We start from the raw sequence: 15,770 nt of genomic DNA, 5'->3' as shown, positions 1-15,770 counted from the left end.
GACCTTATTCATGCGCCAGTGTTTTTATTTAACTCACTTTTTTCAGCCATGCCTTTTAGGATGGCGGTCTGCCTCGTTATTATCTGTCAACCCGTTATCTCAAATTAAAGTTAATGCTTTTCTTGACGTCTTTGATAGTTCCACACCGAACCCTGAATAGCGCAACTGGAATTTTTATACGAAACGACTGTTATCCATATGCTTATCACCTGAATAAAAAACAAAGGCGACCGCATAGGGCCGCCTTTGTTTTTTAGAAATTTACTACAGGCTACTTAAAAACGATACCCCACGCCGATATTAAAACCATTGATGCGATGATCGTCAGCCATATTGATACGAGTTCCTTCATACCCCAGGTTAACGGTTAAATAATCGCGTGGATTAATAATAATCCCTGCGCCATAAGCAAACGACGTTTCGCGTCCGTAAAGAGCACGTCGTTTAATGCTGTTGTTATTCATCTGTCGCTGCGTATTACCCGTCGCCTTTGTTCGCGCGAAACCACCGACCGCATAAAGTGAGATCAGGCTGTTAATACGGTAAGCCGGTCCCGCCAGCAGGGAGTAATATTTTATATCGATTTCGCTGCGCTTATTTATAACGTCAAACGAGCCGCTGCCATTCCCGATGTTGTCGCTGCCTTCCTGCCAGCTAAAAGCGGCGATCAGGCTGACCGGAAGAACAGACTCATAGCGATATTGCAGGTTCAGGCCACCGATACGCTTAAAGTCTTCCACTTTACTCTGCGCGTACCCAACAGAAAAAGAGTGATGCGAGGCCAGTGCGGCGCCACTTGTCAACAACGACGATAACAGAACGAACAGCGTGGTTTTCTTCATGACTCAAAATCCTTTTAAGAGATGAATTAATTTTTTTCTGGAAGGACATTACCCTGCGCGCCATTATTTGACGCGCAGGGTAACAAGCCTGTTATTAATAAAGGTAACAAGCCCGTTGATAATAAAAGAGGGACTCCCGGGATTAAAGTAAATTTATCTTAATATTGCTGTGATTTTTACTTGCTCACTCCTGCTTTTCTCTAACGCAGGTTAGATCTGCGTCATGCCGCCGTCGACAAACAGTTCGACGCCGTTAATGAAGCTCGCCTCTTCAGATGCCAGGAACAGCACCGCGTTGGCGATCTCCTTCGGCTGCCCTACCCGGCCCGACGGTATCTGGCTGATAAGAGAAGACTTAAACGCCTCTGCCTCCTCGCCGCTGCCGAACAGCCCATTCAGTCCGGCCGTTTCAGTCACGCCGGGGCTGACGACATTAACGCGAATATGACGATCTTTCAGGTCCAGTATCCAGTTACGGGCAAAGCTGCGCACCGCCGCCTTGGTAGCGGAATACACGCTAAAGGCGGGCGTGCCGGAAATGCTGGTGGTGGAGGCGGTCAGCACCACCGATCCGCCGTCGCGCAGCAGCGGCAGCGCTTTTTGCACGGTAAACAGCACGCCTTTGACGTTAGTGTTAAAAGCGCTGTCAAAATGTGCCTCGCTGATGGCGCCCAGCGGCGAGAAATCGCCGCCGCCGGCGTTGGCGAAAACCACATCGATATGGCTATGCCGCTGCTGCACCGCGTCATACAGGCGGTCGATATCCTCCAGACGACTCATATCGGCGCGCACGCCGGTCACCTGTCCGCCAATCTCGCGCACGGCGGCGTCAAGCGCCTCCTGACGGCGGCCGGTAATAAACACTGCTGCGCCCTGCTGCGCAAACGCCTTTGCCGTCGCCAGGCCGATGCCGCTGGTGCCGCCGGTAACGATAACCACTTTATTGCTGAATGTGCCGTTCATGATTTTTCTCCTGTAAGGACGACCCTTCGTCTTGAAGAAAAGCATATATGTGCAACGATGAGGGCAACAGACGGCAAAATTAAGATGCAGCGTTCTATAAGGAGAACGACAGTGCGGGCAGATTTTAACGATTACTACTGGTTTGCGCAGGTGATTTCTCATGGCGGCTTTGCTGCGGCGAGCCGGGCGCTGGGCGTACCGAAATCACGCCTCAGCCGCCGTATTTTCGCGCTGGAAGAACGTCTGGGGATGCGGTTGATCGAACGCACCAGCCGACGCTTTCGGATGACGGAGGTGGGAGAGGCGTTCTATGAGCGCTGCCGCATTCTGCTGCTGGACGCGGAACAGGCGGAGGCAGTCGTGGCGGAAGCGAAGGCCGAGCCGCATGGCCGCGTGCGCTTCAGCTGTCCGACCGGCCTGGTGGAGGTGATTCAACCTCACCTGCCTGCGTTTCTGACGCGCTACCCGTACGTTAAGCTGCAAATCATCGCCCTCGATCGCCCGGTGGATTTGATTCACGAGCGTATCGATATCGCCCTGCGGGTGCGCACGGAGCTGACCAGCGACGCCGATCTGATCATGCGCACGCTCGGCGTGTCGCATCGCATTCTGGTCGCCAGCCCGACGCTTGCCGCGCGTCTGAGCGATGATATCGATACGCTGAATCAATGGCCCACGCTTGGCACCAGCGATGAGCCGGGCGAGTTGACCTGGCCGCTGGAAAACCATCAGGGGGAGCGCCGCCTGATCAAACACGAGCCGCGCATGAGCTGTGGGGATTTTCTGGCGGTGCGCGCGGCGGCAGTCAGTGGCTTAGGCATCGCCCTGCTGCCGGACCACAGCTGCGCCGCCCAGCTGAACAGCGGCGAGCTGGTGCAGGTTTTTCGTCCCTGGCGCGGACAGGCCGGGATCGTGCATCTGGTTTTTACCACGCGCCGGGGCCTGCCGCCCGCGGTACGGGCGTTTATCGATCATCTGGCAGCCACCTTTCCGCGTATCTAGCCAGCCTCATTCCGCCCCCTCGTCGTCACGCCCGCCGCCTACGGAAAGCAGCGACGAAACCGAAGCCGCCTCGCTTCTGCGCCATTCACAATGGCTTACACGTGCTGAGCTAAAGATTTGCCTGCCAACGCCGATATCCAGGCGTTCCCTGGATAGATAACGGGATCCACATACAACATGCAGGTAATTCACTATACGGCGAAAGTTCATCCTCGCTTTCGGTGCGGTCATTGCAGTCATGCTGATTATCTGCGCCACTTTCTATGGCAATTTTTCACGTATCGTGAAAGCAAATGACTGGAATGTGCACACTTATCAGGTGATCGACGAAAGTCGCGGTCTGGTGGAAAGCCTGGTCAATATGGAAACGGGCCTGCGTGGTTACGCGCTCAACGGTAAGGAAGATATGCTCCAGCCTTTCACGCTGGGACAGAAAGCGTTTATGGAGCATCTGGAGAAAGCGAAACAGCTGACCTCGGATAACCCAGTGCAACAGGATCGCCTGGCGCGTCTGCTTCAGCAGCAGCAGAACTGGACACAGGATTTCGCCGCGCGTCTGATAGAAAATCGTCGCGCGGTCACGGCCGGAACGATGCCGCATGATCTCTTTATCAGCGAATTTGAAGCCAACACCGGCAAAACGCAGATGGATGGCATGCGGGCGATTATCGGCGAAATGGCGGGCGAGGAGCAGGGTCTGCTGGCGAAGCGTCAGGAAGCCGTCGCCTCAACCACGTCGCAAACCACCCTCACCCTGATTCTGGGTTCCCTGCTCGGTCTGGCGATTGCCATCACTCTGGGCTACCTGCTGACGCGCGCTATTACCGCGCCGCTGCAACGCGCGGTGTTGGCGGCACAGGCCATCGCCACCGGCGATTTAACCACCCGTCTGGTGGCGAACTCCCGTGATGAAACCGGCGTGCTGATCGAGGCGCTGGCGACAATGCAGGCTCAGCTCACCCGCGTGGTCTCCGATATCCAGAATGCGGCCTCCTCGATCGATAACGCCGCGAAAGAAGTGGCTACCGGCAACATCGATCTCTCCAGCCGCACCGAGCAGCAGGCGGCATCGCTGGAAGATACCTCCGCCAGCATGGAGCAGCTTACCGCTACCGTGCGCCAGAACACCTCAAACGCCCAGCACGCCAGCTCGCTGGCCAGCGACGCGTCGCAGGTTGCGCTGCGCGGCGGCGATGTGGTCGGCCAGGTGGTTACCACCATGTCGGCGATTGCGGAAAGCTCGCAGCATATCGTCGATATTATCGGCACAATCGAAGGCATCGCTTTCCAGACCAATATCCTGGCGCTGAACGCGGCGGTGGAAGCGGCGCGGGCGGGCGAACAGGGTCGCGGTTTCGCGGTAGTCGCCAGCGAAGTGCGCGCGCTGGCGCAGCGCAGCGCCACGGCGGCGAAAGAGATTAAAGGGCTGATCCATCAGTCAACCGAGCGCGTGACGGAGGGCACCGGTCTGGTGGCCGATGCCGGCTCCACGATGAAAGATATCGTGACCTCGATTCAGCGCGTGTCGGAGATCATGAATGAGATCTCCACGGCCTCTGATGAACAGGCAAACGGCATTGAGCATGTGGGCCTGGCGGTCGCGCAGATGGATGAAGTGACGCAGCAGAACGCCGCACTGGTTGAACAGGCCGCCGCCGCCGCCGCATCGCTGGAAGATCAGGCTTCTCACCTCACCCGCAGCGTAGCGATTTTTAAAACCGCGCACGTCTGACGATAAGACAGCGGCGCAAACGCGCCGCTGAAGCCGTTACCCCTTATCGCCAGATAACGCGTTCGTCAGATTCATACAGCGGATCGCGCAGCGCGCCGTAGTGGTCGCTCATTATGGCGGGCGCGCGCTCCCTGTCGCTCAGATACAGCGGTTGCCGTCCCGGCAAATTCACCGCAATCAGGCTCTCTTCCAGAGCGTCCAGCGTTTCATCACGTTCGTCGGGCAGGCTGCGGCTAAATGACATCATTATCCTCCGGTGAAAGGGCATCCTTATTAATCATAGTAATATCGGGCCGCTGCGCCAGATCCTGAGATAAACCGCCGCTTTTTTGCGTTTTTTCCGCATTGGCGCATTACGCCGTTGCCAGCAAGGGACGTCCGTTTCGGACCCGCACGATATCCGCCATGATCGCCAGCGCAATCTCCGTCGGGGTTTTGCTGCCGATCGGCAGCCCGACCGGCGCGTGAATGCGCCGCAGGCTGCCCTCATCCAGCTCGCCGATGCGTCGCAGCCGCGCCAGACGCTGCTGGCTGTTGCTGGCCGATCCCATCGCGCCGAGATAAAAGGCCGGAGTGTTTACCGCTTCCAGCAGAGCGAGATCGTCAACGCGCGGATCGTGCGTGGCGCAGATCACCGCCGTCTGCGCGCTGGCGCCGTGCAGTTCCAGATAGCGCGCCGGATGCTGATTGATGCAGCGCAGCGCTGGCTGTTCAGGATGATTCTCCTGCAGCTGCCGCCAGAAGGTCTCGCGGTGTTCGCAGACGATAACCTGCATGCCCAGCATCAGCGCCAGCCGCAGGCATTCGCCCGCCACGGTGGAATAGCCTGCCAGCAGCAGCGTCGGCACGCTGCCGATCGGCAACGATACGCTGTCGCAGTCGTAATGCAGCGTGTGCAGCGCGTCGCCGCGGGCCGTTTCCAGCCGCGCGGTCTGACCGATAATCACCTGCTTGATCAGACGATCGCCCCCTTCCAGCGCCCGATGCAGCAGCGTAAGGTGCGTCAGCGTCGCCGCGTCAGCGGGCAGATGTTCGATCAGCACCTCCAGCACGCCGCCGCACGGCAGGCGAACCTGCGCATCCAGCCCGCCTTCGCCGTAGCGTGCCAGCTGGCTGTCGCGTATAAACGCGCCCTGTTGCAGACGCGCCAGAAAATCATCCTCAATGCAGCCGCCGGACAGCGATCCGCAGAATTCCCCTTGCTGATTCGCCACCAGCATCGCGCCAGGCGCGCGCGGCGCAGAGCCCCAGCTATGCAGCACGGTGCAGAGCCAGATGTCGTCCCCCTGCCGGTGCCATTTCAGCGCGCAGGCGATAACCTGCTGATCCAGTGACTGCATCAGGTTTCTCCGTTTGACCACATTGACGGCAGATCGATATCGCGCACCGCGCCCGCATCATCCGTCGCCAGCAGATGGACGCCCTGCCGCATCAGCAACTCGCGCGCCGCCGTTTCGCCCTCCAGCATCGTCAGCTGCGCATAGCTGGCGCGGCTGAAGCCCACCGGATGACCCGGCTGCCCGCGCCAGCAGGCGCGCGCCTGCGCATGAAGCGTTAATGCCTGCGCCACCTGGCGCAGCGTTGTCGGCTGTAGCCAGGGCATATCCGCCAGCATAATCAGCCAGCCGTCCCAGTGCGCGGTGGCGCGTACGCCAGCGGCGATAGAGCTGCCGATGCCGTCGCTGGCGAGCACGATTTGACGCGCGCCGCCGAGACAACGCCGCAGCGCCAGCGGCTCCGGCCGTAGCACCACCGCGACCGGCAGATCGCTTTGCCGGGCGATGCGGTAGCAACGCGCCAGCATCGTCTCGCCCTCTATCGACTCCAGCAGTTTATGCCGACCGCAGGCGGCGCGATAACGCGCGCTTTCTCCTGCCGCCAGCAGCAAAATTCCCACGGTCATCGCTGCCGCTCCCGTTACGGTATCTGAACGCTAAGCATAGAACGCCCGGCGTGCAGCGCCAGGCAAGGCGGGAGAAAGAAATAAAAAAACGGGGCGCTTATCGCCCCGTCTCACTGACTGCTCAGCGGTTTCAGAAGAAACCCAGCGGATCGATGCTGTAGCTGACCAGCAGGTTTTTCGTCTGCTGATAATGATCCAGCATCATTTTATGGGTCTCGCGGCCGATCCCCGATTTCTTGTAGCCGCCGAACGCGGCGTGCGCCGGATAGAGATGATAGCAGTTGGTCCAGACGCGCCCCGCCTTGATCGCCCGGCCTACGCGCCAGGCGCGATTGATATCGCGCGTCCAGACGCCCGCGCCGAGGCCGTAGATCGAATCGTTGGCGATAGAGATCGCTTCCGCCTCATCTTTAAAGGTGGTGATGCCGATCACCGGGCCGAAAATCTCCTCCTGGAAGACGCGCATATCGTTACGGCCCTTGAGCAGCGTCGGCTGTATATAATAACCGCTTTTCAGCTGGCCCTCGGTCTGTTCGACGCCGCCGCCTGTCAGGATTTCCGCGCCCTCTTTCTGCGCGATTTCCAGGTAAGAGAGGATTTTGTCGAACTGCTGCTGCGACGCCTGCGCGCCCACCATGGTGTCGGTGTCAAGCGGGTCGCCGCGCCGGATGGTTTTAATACGCGCCATTACCGCGGCGATAAAGGGTTCGTAAATTGACTCCTGAATCAGCGCGCGTGACGGACAGGTGCAAACCTCGCCCTGGTTGAGGAAGCCCAGCACCACCCCTTCCGCCGCTTTTTCAATAAAGGCGGGTTCCGCCTGCATAATATCTTCGAAGAAGATGTTGGGGGATTTGCCGCCCAGCTCGACGGTGGACGGGATCAGGTTTTTCGCCGCCAGCTCAAGAATATGGGTACCGGTGGCGGTAGACCCGGTAAAGGCGATTTTGGCGATGCGCGGATTGCCCGCCAGCGCTTCGCCCGCCTCACGGCCATAGCCGTGCACCACGTTCAGCACGCCCGGCGGAAGAATATCGCCCATCAGTTCGGCAAACAGCGTAATCGACAGCGGCGTCTGTTCCGCCGGCTTCAGCACCACGCAGTTGCCCGCCGCCAGCGCGGGCGCCAGCTTCCAGGCCGCCATCAGCAGCGGGAAGTTCCACGGGATAATCTGCCCCACCACGCCGAGCGGCTCATGAATATGGTACGCGGCGGTATGTTCGTCGATCTCCGCCGCCGTACCTTCCTGCGCGCGAATGCAGCCGGCGAAATAGCGGAAGTGGTCGACGGCTAACGGCAGATCGGCCGCCAGCGTTTCACGCACCGGCTTGCCGTTATCCCAGGTTTCGTTGACTGCCATCCGCTCCAGATTCAGCTCCAGGCGGTCGGCGATTTTCAGCAGCAGCCGGGAACGCGCCTGCACTGAGGTTTTGCCCCAGCGTTCGGCGGCGGCGTGAGCGGCGTCCAGCGCCAGCTCGATATCCTGCTGGCCGGATCGTGGGAACTCGCCGATCACCGAGCCGTCCACCGGCGAGGTGTTGGTAAAATATTGCCCCTCAACCGGCGGCACAAACTCGCCGTTGATGTAGTTGCCGTAGCGCTGTTGCAGCGCAATCAGCGAATCTTGATATCCAGGCCAGGCGTAACGCATACACATTCTCCCGTGGCGATAAGTAGCTAACAAATGAATAACCATTTATTAACATGACCGAGACATACGACTTTGTCAGTCGCCACAGGATAAAAGTGTGAGCGCGACGGAAAGATTCAGCGTCAGGCGCTGATCTGTTCCCGCTGGTTCAGGCTGCGCCAGAAGCGCTGCAAAATCAGCCGCGCGCTGTCGGTAGCAGGCTGCGCCTCAGGATCGAAGTCGCTCCCGACGCCCAGGCAAGCCTGCATGATGCGCGCGTCAAATTCGGGATGAAACTGCACCGACAGCGCCTGCGGGCTATAGCGCACAATCTGGCAGTCGTCGGCGGCGGAACGCGCCAGCACGCGCGCGCCGGGCGGCGGCGTCAGCACCGTCTGACGATGGGAAAGCCAGGCGGCGAAGGTGGCGGGCAGCGCCTGCAACAGCGGATCGGCCTGCGCGCCCGCCAGCAGCGAGACCGGCAGCGCGCCCCGCTCCCAGCCGTACGGGTTATCGCCCACTTCGCCGCCGAGGGCATAGGCCATCAGCTGATGGCCGTAGCAGACGCCCAGCAGCGGCAGCGACTGCTCTGTCGCCGCACGCACCCAGGCGGCGGTGCGCTCGCTCCATTCGGCATGGTCGGTGACCATCGCCCAGGAGCCACTGAGGATTGCGCCGCTGACGGCGTTGAAATCGGGCAGCGACTCGCCCAGATCGGGACGACAGATCACATAATCGTGCGGCGTCAGGCGCAACGCATCAATAAACCAACGCGCCTGTTCGCCGATGCGGTCGCGCACCGGGACGGGAGGAATATCCAGCTGAATTAACGCTAAAGGCAACTGCGAAGCGGTCATACCGAATCCTTTTTCTGTGAAAGAGGCGTATCGGCTGCAAAGTATTGCATCTCTGTTTTACGCTGTCTCATAACTTTTTCTGAGACTTAACTGCGGCTACGGGATAAGGCGCGCGCCGCGCCGCCTGCACAAAACCACCGCTGCGGCGCTTGTCTGCTGGCTAATACCTGTCATGATAATTAATGGATTACGGCAGACAATAAAGGATAGATACGTGGCGCTGCGTCATTTTTTTCTGGTATTGATGGTTGTATCGATTTGGGCGTTTAATAACGTCGCCATTAAATGGGGACTGCTCGATCTGCCGCCGCTGTTTATGACCTGCATGCGGTTTGTCGTCGTGGCGCTGGTGCTGGTGCCCTTTAACCGCGTCACGCGCGCTCAGCTGCCCTGGCTGGCGGCGCTCGCCTTTACCTTCGGCTTTATGCACTTTTCGCTGCTGTTCGTCGGCATTCGCTACACCGATGCCGGTACCGGCGCGGTGGTGGTGCAGCTGGGCACGCCGATCGCCATGCTGCTGGCGTGGGTGATTCTGAAAGAGTCGCTCTCCTTTATTCAGCTGTTCGGCATCGCCATCTCGCTGAGCGGCGTCGCGGTGCTGACCGGCAGCCCGACCATTCCCAGCTGGTGGGTGCTGGCGCTGCTGTTAACCAGTGCCGTCGGCTGGGCGATCAGCAACCTGATTGTGAAAAAGGCGCCGCCGATTAAGCCGCTCGCCATGACCGGCTGGCTCTCTTTTCTGGCGATCCCGATCGTGGGCGCCACCTCCTGGCTGACTGAATCGCACCAGATCGACGCGCTGCTGCACGCTTCCTGGCGCGGCTGGTTCGGCATCCTCTACAGCGCCATCGCCTCTTCCGTTGTCGCCTATTCCCTGTGGTATGCACTGCTGCGGAAATATAACGTCAACCTGATTATGCCCTACTCGCTGCTGACGCCGGTGCTGGCGGTGATTATGGGCGTACTGGTGCTGGGCGACAGCATGAATCTGTTTAAGATTGCCGGTTCGCTACTGGTTATCTTCGGCACCGCCGTTGCGGTGATCAATATCCGCAACCTGCGCATGCACGCCCGCTTCCCACGTTTTCCGCTGCGGCGGCCGCCCCGTCCGTAACAGGAAAAAAAGGCCATCCCTTGCTAAGGTGAAAGAGCAACGTAGCGAGGGAGAAGAAGATGGATACCAATCTGGCGGCACGACTCTGGCAGCAGCTCTGGCACGGTTTACGCGATGAGCACACGCCGGTTCCTCAGATCGTCTGGCAGGGGCATGACGCCTTTTGTTCCGTTTATCCGGTCAGCGAGCTGGCCGCCGCCAGCATCGCGCTGGCTGCGCAGGCAGCGGCGGCGCTGACCGGCAATCCGGCAAAACCGCGGCTGGATGCGCATCTCGCCTCGCGCTGGTTTCAGCACAGCTTTCGTCCGATCAATCGTCCGCTGCCGCCCGCCTGGGATGCCTTCGCTGGCGACTACCAAACCGCCGATGGCTGGATCCGTCTGCATACCAATGCGCCGCACCATCGCCAGTCGATGGAGCGCGTATTGGGCAAACAGCCCGACCGCGCGGCGCTGGCGCGGATTGTGGCGGGCTGGCAAAAGCAGACGCTGGAACAGGCGATTGTCGATGCGGGCGGCTGTGCCGCAGAGATGCGCAGCCTTGAGGCGTGGCGACAGCATCCGCAGGGCCAAAGCGTGGCGCAGGAGCCACTGATCGCCTGGCAATCGCAGGCGGAAAGCGCGCCGCCCGCCTGGGCCCTGCCCATCGCTCGCCCGCTTCACGGCGTGCGGGTTCTCGATTTAACGCGCGTTATTGCCGGGCCGGTGGCGACGCGGTTTCTTGCCGGACTGGGCGCCGAGGTGCTGCGCCTCGATCCGCCCGACTGGGAAGAACCCACGCTGGAAGAAGAGATGATGCTGGGCAAACGCTGCGCGCGTCTCGATCTGAAAAGCGACGCGGGCCGCCAGCAGTTTGAACGGCTGTTAATGCAGACGGATGTGTTGGTGCATGGCTATCGCGCCGACGCGCTGGAGGCGCTGGGCTATGACAGCGCGCGCTTACAACAGCTTGCGCCAGGCCTGATCGACGTTAGCCTGAACGCCTGGGGCTGGAGCGGCCCGTGGCGTAACCGGCGCGGTTTCGACAGCCTGGTACAGATGGCGTGCGGCATCGCCGACGCCGGACGGCGCTGGCGCGGCGCCGACACGCCGCAGCCGCTGCCGGTACAGGCGCTGGATCACGCCACCGGTTATCTGATGGCCGCCGCGGCGCTGGAAGGGATGCGCCAGCGCGTCACCCATGGCACCGGCGTGAGGGCGCGTTTGTCGCTGGCGCGCACCGCGCATTTGCTGACCTCGCATCCTTATCCGGCGGGCATGGCGGCCGCCGGTCTCGCTCCGTCGTTGCCTTATGATGAGCGCGATACGCTGGAGCTGACCCCGCTCGGCCTCGGCTATCGCCTGAAACCGCCGTTCTGGCTGCCCGGCACGCCGCTGCTCTGGTCGCGGGCGGGCGGACCGCTGGGCGCAGCCGAACCGATCTGGCTGACGCCCTGAGGTTTACGCTTCGTCGTCCGCGTCCGCCTCGTGATCCTCTTCCGCTTCGGCCAGCTCTTCGCGCATCGCCTGTAACGCTTCGCGGCTGATTGCCGCCAGCGTGCGGTAAAAACCGCTGGCGGCGTGCGCCTCTACCTTGCCGAGGAATGCGCCGCACCAAGGCAGCAGCAGCTGATCGAACAGCGCAATCTGCGCCTGGATCTCATCTTCCTGCGCCTGGTCTTCCAGCCAGGAGGCCGCCAGCAGCAGCGCGCCGAAGCTGTCGGCGGGCGCGTCCGTCAACGGCATGCCGCGCTGCTGTAAAAAGCTGCGCGCCTCCGCCTCTGTCGGCCCCTCTTTCCACTGCGATCCGTACGGCGGCACTTTGCATTCACTCCCGACGAACAGCGCATTGTAATCGGCCGCCAGCGTCTGCGGATCGCAGTGCTGACGCAGGCGCGCCAGCAGCTCATCCTGCTCCAGCGGCCAGTGCTGTTGCAGCTTGCCTTCGCGGATCAGGGTGAACAGCGGCTCCAGCAGCGGGTCCTGCGGCTGGCGATTAAACAGCGAGCCGATTACGCGGCAGATGATGGAAAACTCATTCATTACTTTCAGTCCGTTCAGAGGTGATAACGCCGCCGTTAAAAATCAGCAAAGGCGTCGAGAGGCTTCCCGCCCCGCATTTCAAGAAAATCGAGCAGGCGGCGCGGCGTGACATTTAACACGCGATCCTCAGGAAAATCCACCTCGCGCGTAATGCGCAGGCAATGTTCGAAGTTCCCCAGGGTAAAAGCGGTATGGGAATCGGAGCCGAACGCCAGCAGGCCGCCAGCGTCGCGTACCGCTTCGGCGATGGCGCGGCAGTTAGGTTCGCTGCCGGGACGCGAATGGGTAAAGGAGGAGTTGTTGATCTCCAGCGCCACATTATATTCCGCCGCGGCGGCGGCAATGGCCGGAATATCGACCGGGAACTTCGGATTGCCGGGATGAGAGATAATATGCACGTTGCCGCTGGCCATCGTGGCGATCATCGCCTCGGTGTGCGACGCCTTATCGCGCGGCGCGTAAACGGGCTCGTGAAAGCCCGCCACCACCAGATCCATCGCGTCAAGCATACGGCCAGTGCAGTCGATTTCGCCCTCGTTATTTTTAATATTCGCTTCGATGCCGCGCAAAATGCCGATGCCATCCACCACGCGCGGCCAGACGTGCATATTGATAAAGTGCCAGTAGTGCGGCGCATCGGCCATATCAGGGCCGTGATCGGTGATAGCGAACAGTTTGATGCCGTTTTGCTTCGCGGCGGCGATATAGTCATGCAGCGTACTGTAGGCGTGGGTGCTGGCGACGGTATGCATATGTAGATCAACAGGATACATTCAGCTTTTTCTCCTTTAAAAAGAGACGGCAGGCGCGCTGCCGTAGTGACAGTTAATAGCCGCGCGTTAAATCGACGCGTCCTTCCGGCTGCTGGCCCGCCTCAAGTTGGCGGATCGCGTCGGCGATATAGTCCATCGCTTCGCTTTGCAGGGTGACGGCGGCATTATGCGGGGTTAACGTGACGCGCGGATGATGCCAGAACGGATGATCGGGCGTAAGCGGTTCGTTGACGAAAACATCCAGCGCCGCGCCCTTGATTTTTTCGCTGTTCAGCGCCGCCAGCAGATCGTCCTCCACGACATGCGCGCCGCGCGCCAGGTTCATCACAAACGCGCCGTCATTCAGGCGATCGAGCAGCTGGCGATTAATGATACCGACGGTTTGCGGCGTGTTCGGCAACAGGTTGATCAGCACCTGGGTGCCGGAGAGAAAATCATTCAGCTGCGCCTCGCCGTGGAAGCTTTCAATCCCATTCAGCTGTTTCGGCGAGCGGCTCCAGCAGCGCAGCGGGAATCCCCAGGGCTTCAGGCTTTCCGCCACGCTCAGCCCCAGCACGCCCGCGCCGAGAATGCCGACGGTAAAGTTTTCACGACGGTAGTTGGGCAGCGGCTGCCAGAGCGCCTGCTGTTGCTGACGCCGGTAGTCGTCGAAACGACGGAACCAGCCCAACAGGGTATGCACGGCGTACTCCTGCATCTGCAACCCCATGCCGGTATCTTCCAGGCGAAACAGCGGCACGGCGGGATCGATCATATCGGGATGATGTTGCAGCTGTCCCAAAATATCATCGACGCCTGCGCCGATGGCGAAGATCGCTTTCAGACCGCCGCGACCGCGCAGCATCTCCACCGGCGCGCTGCGCACCAGCGCATAGTCGGCATGCGCCTTATCGTCCGGCTGCCAGGGACGCAAACGCGCCTGCGGCAGACGCTGTTTCAGCCCCTGTCGCCACTTTTCCGGGTTAAAGGTAGGATGCCAGAAGATGATGTCCATAATGCCTCCTTATCGTTATTTTTCCCCAAGGCTCAGGGAAAACGGAGGCGCTGGCAAGTAAAAAATGATCGGGCTTGCGTCGGGCGACGCAAGCCCGGTGGCGGTTATGCCGACGGCGCGACAGGCTGGATCAGTCTGCGCAGCAGCGGCATCAGGCAGAGCATCACCAGGCCGACGGCGGCGGCGCCCCAGCCCAACAGACTAAAGATGTGGCTGTAGCCAGGGTTGGTCAGCACGGCGCTGCTGCCGCTGTTTTCCGGCATCAGCGCCGAGACGTAGCCCGCCAGCACTGACGCTACGCCGGTCACCATCATCCAGCAGCCCATCATGATGCCCTGATAGCGGGTCGGCGCCAGCTTGCCGATCATCGCGTAGCCGATCGGCGAAATCAGCAGCTCGCCAATGCTTTGCAGCAGGTAGCTGAAGAAGATCCATTTAAACGCCACCATGCCGTCGCCGCCTGCCAGCATAATGCCGAGCGGCAGTACCAGCATTCCCAGCCCGATGCAGAACAGCGAGCTGGCGAACTGCAGCGGAATATCGATGCGCCAGCCGCGCTGACGCAGACGGTTAAAGGCCACGGCCAGCAGCGGCCCGCCGATAACGATCACCAGCGTGTTGATATTCTGCACCCACTGCGGCGCCACGCGCATGCCCCAGACGTTGAGGTTGATATTATGTTCGACAAACAGCATCAGCCCCATCGGCGCCAGTTGATAGAGCATCCAGAAGACCAGCGAGCCGAGCGCCAGCAGCAGATACGCGGTCATGCGGCGCTGCTCGTCGCGCGGGCGATGGCGCAGCGTGGTGACGCACAGCAGCAGAAAGATCAGACCCCCCAGGCCAATCACGAAGGAGCCGGTGAAATCGGCGTGAGTCAGCATCACGCGGATAACCGGCACCAGGATCACCAGTACCGCCAGCCCGACCAGCATCCGCAAGCGGAACTGGCGCGGATTCGCATGCAGTAGCGGCGTATCGATATCCGCCAGAATTTTCCAGCGCAGCAGGCTAATGATAATCGCCAGCGCATTGCCAACGGTGGCGAACAGGAACAGCGCCTGATAATGCTCGCCCAGCTGGAAGTAGCCCGCGCCGGTAAAGCCGATAAAGAAGCCCAGGTTCATCCCGGCGTAGTTCCAGAGGAAGGCGCTTTCACGGCGCTGGTCATCCGGCGCGAAGCGCTGCGTCAGCATCATATTGATGCAGGTGACGTTGAGGCCGCTGCCGGTAAGGAACATCGCCAGCCCCCAGTAAAGCCCCTGCGCGCTTTCTCCCGACAGCACCCAGCAGCCTGCCACCTGCAATACCATACCCAATACGAACAGGTTGCGGTTGCTGAGGAAGCGTCCGCCCAAATAACCGCCGAACAGATGCAGGCCATAGTTGAAGGCGCCGAACACGCCCATGGTGGCGTTCGCCTGCGCCTCGCTGAAGCCCAGCCGTTTAGTGGCGTAGAGCACCAGCGTGGAATAGAGCATGGCGAAGCCGAGCGTTGCGAAGATTTGAATAAAAAACAGCGCTCCGGCTCCGGCCGGACTCCCCTGCGGTTGCGCTTTCGATACGTTGTTCAAGCTGACCTCAGTGATTTTTAAGCATTTAGAGCGCATTAGTATGCATCTTTTACGGGGGTTATGCAGTCTGATTTCGGGCTTCTACCGTTTTCTGCCTGCTTTTCGGTTATTTTCACGGCGAAGTGGTTTAAAACTGACTAAACGCATCATTTAACGAAGAAAGTTGATTGACGCGACGATGTAAAGCCCCTACATTAGCGCCCGTCAGCAGTGTGCCTGTTGACGACAATATGGTGAGGTGTCCGAGTGGCTGAAGGAGCACGCCTGGAAAGTGTGTATACGGCAACGTATCGGGGGTTCGAATCCCCCCCTCACCGCCATTATTTCACGAGAAAGCCTGAGCGAACGTTCAGGCTTTTTTGTAT

Annotated in this window: 15 protein-coding genes and 1 tRNA gene; 5 read left to right on the top strand and 11 right to left on the bottom strand. The window is 60.2% G+C overall.

Features of this window, described 5'->3' with window-relative positions; translation table 11 throughout:
* Nucleotides 1-275: 275 nt before the first annotated feature.
* Both MYY08_RS08450 and MYY08_RS08445 read right to left on the bottom strand, forming a co-directional pair.
* Nucleotides 276-842: an Ail/Lom family outer membrane beta-barrel protein gene (locus tag MYY08_RS08450; protein WP_038626525.1), complete on the bottom strand. Its 567-nt coding sequence runs from the start codon at nt 840-842 to the stop codon at nt 276-278.
* 210 nt (nt 843-1,052) lie between these two features.
* Entirely contained in the window at nt 1,053-1,805 is a 753-nt protein-coding gene (locus tag MYY08_RS08445; RefSeq protein WP_288013915.1) for an SDR family NAD(P)-dependent oxidoreductase, read from the bottom strand.
* 111 nt (nt 1,806-1,916) lie between these two features.
* Here MYY08_RS08445 and MYY08_RS08440 point away from each other — a divergent pair, with 111 nt between their 5' ends.
* Entirely contained in the window at nt 1,917-2,807 is an 891-nt protein-coding gene (locus MYY08_RS08440; protein ID WP_288013914.1) for a LysR family transcriptional regulator, read from the top strand.
* A 238-nt stretch (nt 2,808-3,045) separates the two neighbouring features.
* Nucleotides 3,046-4,539, top strand: coding sequence for a methyl-accepting chemotaxis protein (locus tag MYY08_RS08435; protein ID WP_288013913.1), 1,494 nt, complete (start codon nt 3,046-3,048; stop codon nt 4,537-4,539).
* Between the two features lie 43 nt (nt 4,540-4,582).
* Here the strand turns inward: MYY08_RS08435 and MYY08_RS08430 are convergent, their stop codons facing one another.
* From MYY08_RS08430 to MYY08_RS08410, 5 genes are all read right to left on the bottom strand, one after another.
* The gene (locus tag MYY08_RS08430) at nt 4,583-4,786 is read right to left on the bottom strand and encodes a hypothetical protein (RefSeq protein ID WP_133052094.1); all 204 of its coding nucleotides are present in this window, start codon (nt 4,784-4,786) and stop codon (nt 4,583-4,585) included.
* Nucleotides 4,787-4,892: 106 nt separating this feature from the next.
* Complete coding sequence (locus MYY08_RS08425; RefSeq protein ID WP_288013912.1) at nt 4,893-5,879, bottom strand: XdhC family protein; 987 nt, start codon at nt 5,877-5,879, stop codon at nt 4,893-4,895.
* Nucleotides 5,879-6,442, bottom strand: coding sequence for a nucleotidyltransferase family protein (locus MYY08_RS08420; RefSeq protein WP_288013911.1), 564 nt, complete (start codon nt 6,440-6,442; stop codon nt 5,879-5,881). Before MYY08_RS08420 ends, MYY08_RS08425 begins: the two co-directional genes overlap by 1 nt.
* Nucleotides 6,443-6,572: 130 nt before the next feature.
* Nucleotides 6,573-8,093 carry an acetaldehyde dehydrogenase ExaC gene (gene exaC, locus MYY08_RS08415; protein ID WP_288013910.1) on the bottom strand — a complete coding sequence of 507 codons (1,521 nt, stop codon included), beginning with the start codon at nt 8,091-8,093 and terminating at the stop codon, nt 6,573-6,575.
* 122 nt (nt 8,094-8,215) lie between these two features.
* On the bottom strand, nt 8,216-8,929 hold the full coding sequence (locus tag MYY08_RS08410) for a glutamine amidotransferase (protein WP_288013909.1): 714 nt from the start codon (nt 8,927-8,929) through the stop codon (nt 8,216-8,218).
* Nucleotides 8,930-9,143: 214 nt separating this feature from the next.
* Here MYY08_RS08410 and MYY08_RS08405 point away from each other — a divergent pair, with 214 nt between their 5' ends.
* On the top strand, nt 9,144-10,043 hold the full coding sequence (locus tag MYY08_RS08405; RefSeq protein ID WP_084971731.1) for a DMT family transporter: 900 nt from the start codon (nt 9,144-9,146) through the stop codon (nt 10,041-10,043).
* Nucleotides 10,044-10,102: 59 nt separating this feature from the next.
* Nucleotides 10,103-11,479 (top strand): CoA transferase, encoded by a 1,377-nt coding sequence (locus MYY08_RS08400; RefSeq protein ID WP_288013908.1) that lies wholly within the window; start codon nt 10,103-10,105, stop codon nt 11,477-11,479.
* A 3-nt stretch (nt 11,480-11,482) separates the two neighbouring features.
* Here the strand turns inward: MYY08_RS08400 and MYY08_RS08395 are convergent, their stop codons facing one another.
* The 4 genes from MYY08_RS08395 to MYY08_RS08380 form a co-directional block, all read right to left on the bottom strand.
* Nucleotides 11,483-12,064 (bottom strand): TorD/DmsD family molecular chaperone, encoded by a 582-nt coding sequence (locus MYY08_RS08395; protein WP_084971672.1) that lies wholly within the window; start codon nt 12,062-12,064, stop codon nt 11,483-11,485.
* A 35-nt stretch (nt 12,065-12,099) separates the two neighbouring features.
* Nucleotides 12,100-12,837 (bottom strand): phosphatase, encoded by a 738-nt coding sequence (locus tag MYY08_RS08390; protein WP_038626543.1) that lies wholly within the window; start codon nt 12,835-12,837, stop codon nt 12,100-12,102.
* Nucleotides 12,838-12,889: 52 nt separating this feature from the next.
* On the bottom strand, nt 12,890-13,831 hold the full coding sequence (gene ghrA, locus MYY08_RS08385; RefSeq protein ID WP_038626545.1) for a glyoxylate/hydroxypyruvate reductase GhrA: 942 nt from the start codon (nt 13,829-13,831) through the stop codon (nt 12,890-12,892).
* A gap of 104 nt (nt 13,832-13,935) precedes the next feature.
* On the bottom strand, nt 13,936-15,405 hold the full coding sequence (locus MYY08_RS08380; protein ID WP_288013907.1) for a peptide MFS transporter: 1,470 nt from the start codon (nt 15,403-15,405) through the stop codon (nt 13,936-13,938).
* 232 nt (nt 15,406-15,637) lie between these two features.
* On the opposite strand from MYY08_RS08380, the gene MYY08_RS08375 reads away from it, so the two are divergent.
* A tRNA-Ser gene (locus tag MYY08_RS08375) sits at nt 15,638-15,725 on the top strand.
* Nucleotides 15,726-15,770: the final 45 nt, after the last annotated feature.

Origin of the sequence: Mixta sp. (assembly GCF_024610815.1) — a bacterium.
Classification (GTDB): domain Bacteria; phylum Pseudomonadota; class Gammaproteobacteria; order Enterobacterales; family Enterobacteriaceae; genus Mixta; species Mixta calida.
Note: the sequence above shows the minus strand (reverse complement) of the source record. Positions and strands in the feature narration are given on the sequence as shown.